The 10,985-nt window shown below is 73.9% G+C and carries 9 protein-coding genes and 2 pseudogenes; 5 read left to right on the top strand and 6 right to left on the bottom strand.

The annotated features are described in order from the left end of the window. Positions 1 to 586 (top strand): annotated as a pseudogene (locus tag BU198_RS02390) (hypothetical protein); the annotation flags it as partial. A gap of 4 nt (positions 587 to 590) precedes the next feature. On the opposite strand, the gene nucS reads toward BU198_RS02390, so the two are convergent. Next, a complete protein-coding gene (gene nucS, locus BU198_RS02395; RefSeq protein WP_188295135.1) occupies positions 591 to 1,250 on the bottom strand; it encodes an endonuclease NucS in 660 nt (219 codons plus the stop codon). A 482-nt stretch (positions 1,251 to 1,732) separates the two neighbouring features. Between nucS and BU198_RS02400 the strand changes: the two genes are divergently transcribed. After that, positions 1,733 to 2,125: an SCO5389 family protein gene (locus tag BU198_RS02400; RefSeq protein WP_188295136.1), complete on the top strand. Its 393-nt coding sequence runs from the start codon at positions 1,733 to 1,735 to the stop codon at positions 2,123 to 2,125. A gap of 81 nt (positions 2,126 to 2,206) precedes the next feature. Here the strand turns inward: BU198_RS02400 and BU198_RS02405 are convergent, their stop codons facing one another. Then, positions 2,207 to 3,355 (bottom strand): LLM class flavin-dependent oxidoreductase, encoded by a 1,149-nt coding sequence (locus BU198_RS02405; RefSeq protein ID WP_188295143.1) that lies wholly within the window; start codon positions 3,353 to 3,355, stop codon positions 2,207 to 2,209. 405 nt (positions 3,356 to 3,760) lie between these two features. Between BU198_RS02405 and BU198_RS02410 the strand changes: the two genes are divergently transcribed. Continuing rightward, positions 3,761 to 4,087, top strand: coding sequence for an ATP/GTP-binding protein (locus BU198_RS02410; RefSeq protein WP_188295137.1), 327 nt, complete (start codon positions 3,761 to 3,763; stop codon positions 4,085 to 4,087). Positions 4,088 to 4,106: 19 nt separating this feature from the next. Here BU198_RS02410 and BU198_RS02415 read toward each other — a convergent pair whose 3' ends face one another. Both BU198_RS02415 and BU198_RS02420 read right to left on the bottom strand, forming a co-directional pair. After that, complete coding sequence (locus tag BU198_RS02415) at positions 4,107 to 4,874, bottom strand: ABC transporter permease subunit (protein ID WP_188295138.1); 768 nt, start codon at positions 4,872 to 4,874, stop codon at positions 4,107 to 4,109. A 1-nt stretch (position 4,875) separates the two neighbouring features. Next, positions 4,876 to 5,880, bottom strand: a complete 1,005-nt coding sequence (locus BU198_RS02420; protein WP_188295139.1) for an ABC transporter ATP-binding protein — start codon at positions 5,878 to 5,880, stop codon at positions 4,876 to 4,878. 105 nt (positions 5,881 to 5,985) lie between these two features. On the opposite strand from BU198_RS02420, the gene BU198_RS02425 reads away from it, so the two are divergent. Both BU198_RS02425 and BU198_RS02430 read left to right on the top strand, forming a co-directional pair. Beyond that, on the top strand, positions 5,986 to 6,783 hold the full coding sequence (locus tag BU198_RS02425) for an alpha/beta fold hydrolase (protein WP_188295140.1): 798 nt from the start codon (positions 5,986 to 5,988) through the stop codon (positions 6,781 to 6,783). Beyond that, positions 6,780 to 7,100: a hypothetical protein gene (locus BU198_RS02430; protein WP_188295141.1), complete on the top strand. Its 321-nt coding sequence runs from the start codon at positions 6,780 to 6,782 to the stop codon at positions 7,098 to 7,100. Before BU198_RS02425 ends, BU198_RS02430 begins: the two co-directional genes overlap by 4 nt. A 102-nt stretch (positions 7,101 to 7,202) precedes the next feature. On the opposite strand, the gene BU198_RS02435 is transcribed toward BU198_RS02430, so the two are convergent. Together BU198_RS02435 and BU198_RS43185 are read right to left on the bottom strand one after the other, a co-directional pair. After that, entirely contained in the window at positions 7,203 to 8,132 is a 930-nt protein-coding gene (locus tag BU198_RS02435; RefSeq protein WP_188295142.1) for a cellulose-binding protein, read from the bottom strand. Positions 8,133 to 8,249: 117 nt separating this feature from the next. After that, positions 8,250 to 10,985: pseudogene (locus BU198_RS43185) on the bottom strand (hypothetical protein); the annotation flags it as partial.

Genomic DNA, 10,985 nt, shown 5'->3' on the forward strand with positions numbered 1-10,985 from the left:
GATCGCGGCCCGGGTGCCGGCCCGCCTGAAGTCCAGCAGGCGGCGGCGGGTGGCCGTGGTCTGCACGGCCGTGCTGACCCTGGGGGTGCTCGGCACGGCGGTGGCGATGAGCTTCAGCGGGCCGGAGGAGGTCAAGGACCCGGGCAACGGCCGGCTGGACGGCGGTGGCGGCACCCAGGACGCGCCGTTCCCGCAGTCCTCGGGCAGCGGCACCCCGGCCCCGGCCGCCACCGATCCCGGCAGCCCGGCCGGGCAGGCGACCAGCCCGGTCCCGTCCACGAGCGGCAGCGCCTCGCACTCGCCGAGCGCCTCGCCGACGAGGAAGCCGAGTTCCTCGCCGGGCGCGTCCGGGTCGCCGGCCTCGCAGCCGCCGCAGTCGCAGCCGCCCGCACCGGGCCAGCCGCAGCCGCCGGTCCCGCCGCAGCCGGGGCAGTCCCCGCCGCCGCAGACCGGTCAGCCCACGAAGTCGACGGAGCCGAGCCACACCCCGACGTCCGCGTCGGCCAGCCCGACCACCTCGCCGTCCGGGTCGCCGACGACCCCGAGCGGTTCGGCCAGCCCGACCGCCCCGGTGACGCCGTCCTGAGCGGTCAGAACAGCTTGAGCTTGTCGTCGTCGATGCCGCGCAGCTCGTCGTAGTCCAGCACCACGCAGCCGATGCCGCGGTCGGTGGCCAGCACGCGGGCCTGCGGCTTGATCTCCTGCGCGGCGAAGACGCCCTTGACCGGGGCCAGCAGAGGGTCCCGGTTGAGGAGTTCGAGGTAACGGGTGAGCTGTTCGACGCCGTCGATCTCGCCGCGGCGCTTGATCTCGACGGCCACCGTGGCGCCGTCCGAGTCGCGGCAGAGGATGTCGACCGGGCCGATCGCGGTCGGGTACTCGCGGCGGATCAGCGACCAGCCGGACCCGAGCACCTCCATCCGGTCCGCGAGCAGCTCCTGGAGGTGGGCCTCCACGCCGTCCTTGATCAGGCCGGGATCGACCCCGAGTTCGTGGGACGAGTCGTGCAGCACCTCCTCCAGCGTGATGATGAGCTTCTCGCCGGCCTTGTTCTCCACCGTCCAGACCCCGTCGGCCTCCCTAAGGACGCACGGCGGGGACATCCAGTTCAGCGGCTTGTAGGCACGGTCGTCGGCGTGGATGCTGACGCTGCCGTCGGCCTTGACCAGGATCAGCCTGGTGGCGGAGGGCAGATGGGCGGAGAGCCGACCGGCATAGTCGACTGAGCAGCGGGCAATTACGAGACGCACGGTCGACCACGCTAGCCCACCAGGGCCAGTTGATGCGATTCCGCGACGGCAGGGTGAAGAAAGCGCGAACCCGGCCAACATGGAGGTCCCGCGGTCCCGACTGCCTCTCGCCGAGGTCTGGCGCCCCCACCTTCAGGTCGCTACGGTGTGTGACGGCATGCTCGCGGGATCGCTGTCAACGGGGACGGAGACTTCAGATGAACGGTCCGACAGGATCCGGCCAATCCGGTGCACCGCAACATATTTCCGAAGCAATCCACAGGAATGACCGGCCTGTCGCGCCGTTGACTGCCACGCTGTCCTGAGCGCGTTCGGTATCCAGGGCGTCACGTCCCGTGGTGCCGCCGCTGTCGCGAAGGTGCCGGAAACCCCTGTCCCTCGGTGTTCCGGACGCCCCCGTGCGCATCCACCACCCTCACTGTGAGCTTGACCTACGCACGACCACCCGGGCGCCGCGCGGGTGGACCGCGAGAGGAGAATCCATGTCGCTCGACGTCTCACCGGCCCTGCTGGAGAAGGCCCAGCGGGGCGAGGTCGACGAGCGGGAATTCGTCGACTGCGTCCGCGTCTCGCTGCCGTACGCCTGGGACCTGATCAGCTCGCTGGTCGCCCAGGCGAAGGTCGACGGCACCGACTTCGCCGACAACCAGGTACCGCCGCCCAGCGAGCAGGCCCGTGGCCAGCTGCTGCGTGCCCTCGCCAGCGACGCCATCCGGGGCGCCCTCCAGCGCCACTTCGGCGTCCGGCTGGCGTTCCAGAACTGTCACCGGGTGGCGGTGTTCCTGCCGTCGGACACCAACGAGGCGCGGTACGGCCGCTTCACCTCCGTCCGGGAGCAGCTGCTCAACCAGTCCGAGGAACTGCGGGACTGCTGACCCCCGTCGTTCCCCGGCCGCGGTGCCGGCCGCCCCCGTCCCCCGGTGCGGGGGGAGGGGCGGCGGCCCGGGCCCGCGGGTTCAGCCCAGCTGCGGCAGCACCTCGGAGCCGAGCCGGGCGATGTTGTGCAGGGTCGCCTCGTTCTCGCCGCTGCCCTCGGCGAGCAGCGCGAAGCGGCGGATGCCGGTGCGCTCGGCGGTGGCGAGCAGCCGGTCGGCGCACTGCCGCGGGGTGCCCACCGCGTGCAGGTCGCAGAGCAGCTCGGTGTACTGGCGCGGGTCGCGCATCCTGCGCTCGCGGCCGTCCACGGTGCGGTGGGCGCCGAGCCCGTACTCGAACCAGCCGGGCATCGCGTTCAGCAGCGTGGACCGGGCGGCCGCGGCCCGGTCGTCGACCTGGGCCACCCCGGCCGCGACGTGCCGGCGGCCGACCCGGCGCAGCTGCTCCTCGCCGCGCCCCGCGGCCAGCCAGGCGGTCCGGTACAGCTCCAGCATCCGCAGCTTGTCGTCGTCCCCCGAGTGCATGCCGAGCAGCATCGGCAGGCCCCGCTCGGCGGCCAGCCGCACCCCGCCCGGCGAGGTGCAGGCGACCACCACCGGCGGACCGGCCACCGGCCGCCCGGCGGTGGTGAGCTCCTCGCCGAGGCCCTCGTCCTCCCGGCGCTGGCGCGGGAAGCGCACCGGGCCCGACCGCCCGCCGAGGCCCAGCCAGCTGCTCAGCTGGGGCCGTCGCACCGGCTCGGTGGCCCGCGGCACCACCGCGACCTCGGGAAAGGCGAACTGCGGGCCGTCCGCGCCCACCCGGGAGCCGCGCAGCCAGCGCAGCAGCAGGTCCAGCCGCTCCGGGAAGCCCTTCTCGAAGGCATCCACGCCGCCGCCGAACACGTCCAGGTCGATCCACGGCCCGCCGCGGCCCACTCCGAGCGTGAACCGTCCGCCGGAGGTGAGGTGCAGCAGCGCCGCCTGCTCGCCGAGCGCCACCGGGTGACGGGTGGAGAGCACGCTCACCGCCGTGCCGACGCCGATCCTGCGGGTGCGGCCGAGCAGCATCCCGGCGAGCGTGGCGGCGTCCGGGCAGACCCCGTACGGCACGAAGTGGTGCTCGGCCAGCCAGACGCTGTCCAGGCCCGCCCGCTCGGCCTCGACGGCGGACCGGACGGTGCGCTCCAGCGCCTCGCCGTGGCTCTGCCCGGGGAACTGCGCGGACAGCAGGAACAGTCCGACCCGCAGCGGCCCGGTGGCCGGTGGCAGCGCGCCCGCCCGCTGGACCGCGGGCAGCGGCTCGCCCGCGACGGCCGTCACCGGGGGGACGGCACTCAGCGCCGGGGCGCTCAGCGTCGGGCCAGGGGAGGGCACCCCGACCCCGACGGGCCGGCGGTTCTCGGCACGGGCGCTGGTCTTGCTCATCCTGGGGCCTCCTCGGGTGCGCGCAGGGTCTGCGGGCCCCGCCTGTTCCCCTTCTGGGTATCCGATGTCATGTGCCAATGGCACGCGGAACCCCGGATTTCCCCGATGATCGGGTGGATCTCGGCAAAAACGCCGAAGTGCCGGACAGGGCCGTGGTAGTGGCCGTGCGGGAGCCCGGCCGGCCGTAGGCTGGAACGATCCAGAGCCCAGCAGGAGAGGGAGTCCGCCGTGTCGCCGCGCCGCAACCGGATCAAGAGCGCCGCCCCCGACGAGAGCGCCGCACCGGCCGCCACCCCGTTCGGCGGTTCGCTGCGCCGCACCGAGAACTACCAGGGCGACGACTGGGTGGTCCAGACCGTCGCCGGGACGGCGGGACGGCACTACCGCTGCCCGGGCTGTGACCAGGAGATCCCGCCGGGCATGGGCCACGTGGTGGCCTGGCCGATGCACGGCGCCGGGGTGGACGACCGGCGGCACTGGCACCGCGCCTGCTGGGGAGCGCGGGAGCGCCGGGCCTCCAACGTGCTGCGGGGCCGCGGCGCGCCGCGCTACTGAGTCCGGTCGCGCGGATCCGTCAGGCGTCGCGCCTCTTGAGCACCAGCGCGCCGCCGACCAGCGCCGCCGCCGTCCAGGCGAGGCAGATGAGGAAGCCGGCCCAGGGCCCGTACGGCTGGCCGTGCTGCTCGTACACCAGCGTCATCCGGGAGCCCGCGTAGTCGGGGAAGTAGTGGGCCAGGGTCTTGACCTTCGGCACCGCCGAGAGGATCGGCGAGAGCAGGAAGAAGAACGGCACCAGCACGCCGAGCGCGAGCGTCTGGTTGTGCAGCATCGTGGTGACGCCCGCCGAGAACAGGCAGAGCATCGTCAGGTACAGCGCGGCCCCGAACACCGCCCGCAGCACGTTGGGCTCGCCGATCGTGGTGGAGTGCGAGCCGAGCAGCGCCTGGCCGGCGAAGAAGGTGACGAAGGCCGTCACCACCGAGACCGCGAGGGCGAGGGCGCCGAGCACCACCGTCTTGCCGGCGAGCAGGGTGGCGCGCTGCGGGACGGCGGCCAGGGTGAGCCGGATCATTCCGCTGCTGTACTCGTTGCCGATCGCCAGCACGCCGAAGACGATGATCGCCAGCTCGCCGAGCACGATGCCGGAGAAGGCGGTGCCGGTGGCGTCGAAGGGGTTCGCGTCGTGCTGCCTGAACTCGGCGAAGTTGTTGTTGGTGAGCAGGGACAGCAGCGCGCCGATGCCGACCGTGACGACGAAGGTCAGCGCGAGCGTCCAGAGCGTGGAGCGGACGGTGCGGATCTTCGTCCACTCGGAGCGCAGGATCGCCGGGAAGGACGTCATCTCAGTTCTCCTCCTGCCGTTCGGTGGTGGCCGGCCGGGTGCCGTCCGCCTTCCAGTCGGCGCCCCACTCGGTGGGCGCGCCGGCCGCGTCCTGGCCCGGGCGCTCGCCCGCGTGGTACTCCACCGAGTCGGCCGTCATCTGCATGAAGGCCTCCTCCAGCGAGGCCTGCTGCGGGCTGAGCTCGTGCAGCACCACGCCGTGCCCGGCGAACAGCTCGCCGAGCCGCGCGATGTCCCCGTTCACCACCTCGTAGGAGCCCTCCGGGCCCGGTTCGTGCGGCAGGCCGGCCCCGGCCAGCACGTCGAGCAGCCGTTCCGGCTCCGGGCCGCGCAGCCGGACGGCGGAGCGGGAGTTGCGCCGGATGAACTCCGGCATCGACAGGTCGGCGAGCAGCCGGCCCCGGCCGATGACCACCAGGTGGTCGGCGGTGAGGGCCATCTCGCTCATCAGGTGGGAGGAGACGAAGACCGTCCGGCCCTCGGCGGCGAGGCGCTTCATCAGGTTGCGGACCCAGAGGATGCCCTCCGGGTCCAGGCCGTTGACCGGTTCGTCGAACATGACGATCTCCGGGTCGCCGAGCAGGGCGGAGGCGATGCCCAGGCGCTGGCCCATGCCGAGCGAGAAGCCCCGGGCCCGCTTGCGGGCCACCGGGGTGAGGCCGACCAGGGCGAGCACCTCGTCCACCCGGCGCTCCGGGATGCGGTTGCTCTGGGCGAGCCAGAGCAGGTGGTCGCGGGCGGTGCGGCCGGGGTGGACGGCCTTGGCCTCCAGCAGCGCGCCGATGTACTTGAGCGGCTCGCTCAGCTGACCGTAGCGCTTGCCGTCGATGGTGACCCGGCCGGCGGTCGGCCGGTCGAGGTCGAGGATCATGCGCATGGTGGTGGACTTGCCGGCGCCGTTGGGGCCGAGGAAGCCGGTCACCAGGCCCCGGGGCACCTGGAAGCTGAGCCGGTCCACCGCGAGCGTCTTGCCGTAACGTTTTGTCAGGTCGTGCAACTCGATCATTCGCGCTCCCTTACTCCCTGTCAGGCTAGGACAAAGCGGGTGTACGGGCCCGTTGGGTGAACCTGCCGAGTGGGCCGCCCGGTCGAGCCGCAATAGGTTGGGCACATGACCCAGAGTCCCTCCGCAGTGTCGGTCCGCGAGAGCGGTACCGGAACACCACTCGTGCTGCTGCACGCCTTCCCGCTGAACGCCTCGATGTGGTCGTCCCAACTGGACGCGCTGCCCGGTATGACCGGAGACGAAGCGCGTGTGCTCGCCCCCGACCAGCGGGGGTTCGGCGGTACCGGGCTGGGCGCCGACGAGCCCTCGCTGGACCTGGTCGCGGACGACCTCGCCCTGCTGCTGGACGCGGCCGGGATCGAACGCGCGGTGGTCGGCGGGCTGTCCATGGGCGGCTACGTGGCGCTGGCCTTCGCCCGCCGCCACCCCGGCCGGCTGTCCGGCCTGCTGCTGGCCAACACCCGGGCCACCGCCGACACCGGCGCGGTGCGGGCCAACCGGGAACGGATCGCCGCCGCCGTCACCGCGCGGGACAGCGTCCGGCTGCTGCTGGACGAGGAGGTCGCGGCCGGGCAGCTCGGGCCGGACTCCCAGCAGCTGGTGGAGCGGGTGCAGGCGATGGTCGCCGCCGCGCCGCCGGCCGCCGTCGCCTGGGCCCAGCGGGCCATGGCGGCCCGCCCGGACGCCCTGGACGTGCTGGCCGCCCTGCGGGTGCCGGTCGCGGTCGTGGCGGGCGCCCGGGACGCCCTGGTGGCGCCGGAGGAGGCCGAGCTGATGGTACGGGCCAGTCCGGACGCCGAGCTGACCGTCGTACCCGGGGTGGGCCACCTGAGCGCCCTGGAGGCACCCGAGGCCTTCGACGCCGCCGTGCGCACCCTGCTCGCCCGGGTGGCCGCCGGATGAGCCAGGAGAGCCAGGACGCGGCGGCCTGGGACTTCTCCGCGCTGGAGGTGACCGGCCGGATGCCCGTGACCAACCGGAGCGAGGCGCTGGTCGAACTGACCCTGGAACCGCTCGGCGAGGACTACTGGATGCGCCCCGGGGAGACCTTCATCGTCACCTCGTACGGCGACTACGGGCTCGGGCACCCCTTCGAGGTGCAGTACTGGCCCGACTCGGTGTCGGTCTGGTGCACCTCCTGGTTCGGGACCGTCTCGGACGACGAGGGAAACCAGCTCAGCAGCGGTTACCAGCGGCCGGACGGGGCGTACCCGAGGTAGCCGTCCGGCCGGCCCGGAAGTGCCCGAGGTGATGACGGCGCGAAAGCCGACAGGCCCTCACCCTGGCGGGTGAGGGCCTGCGGTGCCACTGGGGCCGGTGCGTCAGCGCGACTGCTGGGCGGGCACGCCCATGGTGTCGTCGTTCGGCAGCGAGGCGGCGGCCACGGCCGCGCCGGTCAGCGTCGCCAGCATCTCGCGGACGTTGGTCAGCTGGGCGTTGATGCTGTCGCGGCGGTTGGTGAGCGCCGCCAGCTCGCGCTCGGATTCGCTGCGGATGCGGTCCGCCTTGGCGTTGGCGTCGGCCACGATGTCCTCGGACTGGCGCTGGGCCGTCTCGACGGTCTGGCGGGCGCGGCGCTCGGCGTCGGTGCGCAGCTTCTCGGCCTCCAGGCGCAGCTGCTCGGCCCGGTGCTCGATCTCGGCCAGGCGCTTCTCGGCCTTGGCCTGACGGGCCGCCAGGTCGCGCTCGGACTGCTCGCGGCGCTTGGCCAGGTTGGTCTCGAACTCCAGCGCGGCCTGGGCGGCCTTGGTGCGGGTGTCCTCGAAGAGGGCGTCCGCCTCCTCGCGCTTGTTCTGGGCGTCCTTGTTGGCCTCGGCGCGCAGCTGGGCGGCGTCGCTCTTCGACTTGTCGACGATCCGCAGCCCCTCGTCCTCCGCCTTGGCCTTGCGGTCCTTGGCGTAGTTCTCGGCTTCGGTGCGGACCTGCTGGGCGGCGGCCTCGGCGAGCTCGCGGTGCTGCTCGGCGGCGCGGTGCGCCTCGTCGCGCAGGTCCTTGGCCTCCTCCTCGGCGAGTCGCAGGATCTTCTCGACCCGGGCGCCGAGGCCGGCGTAGGAGGGCTCCTGCTCGACCACGGCCGCCTGGGCGGTCTGGGTCTCCAGGTGGAGCTCCTCGATGCGCTTCTCCAGCGCGCTGATCCGGGTCAAGGCACTGTCACGGTCGGCCACCAGCTTGGTGATCCGCTCGTCGACCTGGGCGCGCTCGTACCCACGGCGCACCAGGTCGAAGCCGTGAGGGGAGTGACTGTCGCTCATGGGGTTCTGGGCTTCCTGTCGTCAAACCGCTGAGGTGGTTGAGGGAATCCTGACACGGTACCGGAGTGTCGACGGCGATACGCCGTCCTCTCACGGACAATGGCCGCCAATGTCCGCTCAATCGGGTGGTGAGCTCTTGGAGCGATTGCCACCCGACCGGGGGGAGCCAACTCCGGCACCGGCCTTGGCGCCCCCGTCCTTCTTGGTGCTGCTTCCCCCGTTGGCCTGGGCGACCGGTGACGGCGCCTCGAACGCCTCCAGGGCGGACAGCACGTCCTGGACCCTGGAGATCTCGGTGTTGATGTCCTTGCGGCGGCGCACCAGTTCGTCCAGCTCGCGCCGGCCCTCGTCGGTGACCCGCTTCGCCTCGGCCTTGGCCTCGGCGAGCAGCCGCTCGGCCTCCGCCTTCGCCAGCTCGATCTGCTCGTCCGCGGCCTCGTCGGCGTCCCGCAGCCGCTTCTCCGCCTCGGTGGACGCCTGGTCCAGCCGCTCCTCGGCCTCGGTCTCGGACGACCGGAACCTGGCCTCGGCCTTGACGATCAGCGCCTCGGCGCGGCCGGTGGAGTCGGCGAGCTTGGTCTCCGCCTCCTTCAGCAGGCCCTCGGCCTTGCGGACGGCGGAGATCCGGACCTTGCTGGCCTCCGCGGACGCCTCCGAGGTCAGCTCGGCGGCCCGGTCCTCGGCCGCGGCGACCAGGGTCGCCGCCCGGTCCTCGGCCTCGGCGACGGTGGCCACCGCCTGCTCCTCGGCCTCGGTCAGCTGTTCCTGAGCGGCCGTCACCAGCGCGTCCACCCGCTCGCCGGCCGACTTCATGGCCGCCGCGTTCTCCTTGCGGGCGCGCTCGTGCAGCGCCTCCACCTCGGCGTCGGTGCGCTCGCGCAGCTCCTCGGCGCGCTCGCGGATCGCGGTCGCGTCCCGGCGGGCCTCGGCGAGCAGGGCGTCCGCGTCGGAGCGGCCCTTCTCGACCTCGGCCTGACCGGCCGCCTCGCCGGCGGCGACCAGCCGGCCGGCCTCCTTGCGGGCGGCGGCGACCATCGCGTCCGCCTGCTCCTCGGCGGCGGCGGTGGTGGCCAGCGCGGTGGTCTGGGCGTCCTCGCCGAGCGCCTCGGCGTCCGCGAAGGCCTTCTCCAGAACGGACTTGGCCCGCTTGCGGGTGGACTTGTCGAACTGCTCGGCGGCCTCCCTGGTCTCCGCGTCGAAGGCGTCGGCGCGGGCGTGGGTGGCGGAGTCGTAGTCGTCGGCCAGGGTGCGGGTGGCGAGGGCGTACTCCTCGGCCTCGGCGCGCAGACCGGCGGCCAGTTCCTCGGCGTCGGCGACGGCGCGGGCGCCCCTGGCCTCGGCCTCGGCCACCGTACGGGCGGCCTGTGCCCCGGCGTCGGCGCGCAACTGCTCGCCGGCCTCCTGGGCGGCGCGCAGTTCGGCCTCGGCGTCCGCGCGCAGCTGCTCGTCGTAGGCGTGGGCCTCGGCGCGCAGGCGGCCGAGCTCGTTCTCGGTGGCCTCCAGCTCGGCGGCCAGCTCCAGCTCGGTCTGCTCGCGCAGGGCGGTGGTCTCGGCCTCGGCGCGGGCGCGCAGGTCGGCCGTCTCGCGGTCGGTGAGCTCGCGCAGCTCGGCGCTCTCGCGCTCGACCAGGGCACGCAGCTCGGAGGCGTACGCGTCGGCGGCCTCGCGCTGCTCGGTGGTCTCCCGGTCGGCCAGTTCGCGCTGCTCGGTGGTCTCGCGCTCGGCGAGGGCGCGCAGCTCGGTGGCGTCCTGCTCGGCGGCCTCGCGGACCTCGGCGACCTCCCGTTCGGCGGCGGCCCTGAGCGCGGCGATCTGCTCGGCGCCGGCCTCGTGCATGCCGGCCACCGACTGGCGGACCTCGGCGGCCTCCTCCTCGGCCGTGGCCACCAGCTCGGCACCCTCGGCCTTGGCGGCGGCGATCAGCTCGGCGCGGTCGGCCTTGGCCTGCTCCAGCTCGGCGGCGGCCTCGGTGCGGATGCCGTCGGCGGCGGCGCGGGCCTCGGACAGCGTGCGGCCGGCCTCGGCCCGGACGGTCTCGGCCTGCTCGTTGGCCAGGGCCAGTTCGGCGGCGGCCTTCTCGCGGGTCGCCTTGGCGTCCTTGGCGGCCTCGGTCCGGTACTGCTCGGCGGTGGCCCGGGACCGCTCCAGCACCTCGTCGGCGGCGGTGCGCTGCTCGGCGGCGTGGGCGTCGGCCTGCTCGTGGACGTCGCCGGCGTAGGCGTCGGCGGCCTCGCGGACGTCGGCGCTGTGCCGGTCGGCCTCGGCCCTGGTCTGCGCGGCGTAGGCGTCGGCGGTGGTGTGCTGCTCGGTGGCGTAGGCGTCGGCGGCCTCGCGGACGTCGGCGCTGTGCCTGTCCGCGGCTTCGCGGACCTCGGCGCTGTGCTTGGCGGCGGCCTCGCGGACCTCGGCCGTCTCGGCCGCGGTGCGTTCGGTGAGGTCGGTGGCGTGCTGCTCAGCCTCGGCCCTGGTCTGCGTGGCGTAGGCGTCCGCGGTGGTGTGCTGCTCCGCGGCGTAGGCGTCGGCCGCCTCGCAGACCTCTTCGGCGTGCTTGTCCGCGGCCTCGCGGACCTCGGCGCTGTGTTTGTCCGCGGCTTCGCGGACCTCGGCGCTGTGCTTGGCGGCGGCCTCGCGGACCTCGGCCGTCTCGGCCGCGGTGCGCTCGGTGAGGTCGGCGGCGTGCTGCTCGGCCTCGGTGCGGACGCGGTCGGCGTAGGCCTCCGCGGTCTCCCGCTGCCGGGTGGTCTCGCGCTGGGCGAGGGCCCGCAGCTCGCCGGCGGCGTGCTCGGCGTCGGCCCGGAGCTGTTCGGCGGCCTGCTCGGCCTGCTCGCGGGCGGCCGTGGCGGTGGTCAGCTG

Source organism: Streptomyces sp. CBMA156, from assembly GCF_014596515.1.
GTDB lineage: Bacteria > Actinomycetota > Actinomycetes > Streptomycetales > Streptomycetaceae > Kitasatospora.

Excerpts from the sequence above, each read along its gene's own strand:
- BU198_RS02400 (WP_188295136.1), top strand. The coding sequence starts at position 1,733 with ATGTCGCTCGACGTCTCACCGGCCCTGCTGGAGAAGGCCCAGCGGGGC.
- BU198_RS02415 (WP_188295138.1), bottom strand. The coding sequence starts at position 4,874 with ATGACGTCCTTCCCGGCGATCCTGCGCTCCGAGTGGACGAAGATCCGC.
- BU198_RS02420 (WP_188295139.1), bottom strand. The coding sequence starts at position 5,880 with ATGATCGAGTTGCACGACCTGACAAAACGTTACGGCAAGACGCTCGCG.
- BU198_RS02425 (WP_188295140.1), top strand. The coding sequence starts at position 5,986 with ATGACCCAGAGTCCCTCCGCAGTGTCGGTCCGCGAGAGCGGTACCGGA.
- BU198_RS02430 (WP_188295141.1), top strand. The coding sequence starts at position 6,780 with ATGAGCCAGGAGAGCCAGGACGCGGCGGCCTGGGACTTCTCCGCGCTG.
- BU198_RS02435 (WP_188295142.1), bottom strand. The coding sequence starts at position 8,132 with ATGAGCGACAGTCACTCCCCTCACGGCTTCGACCTGGTGCGCCGTGGG.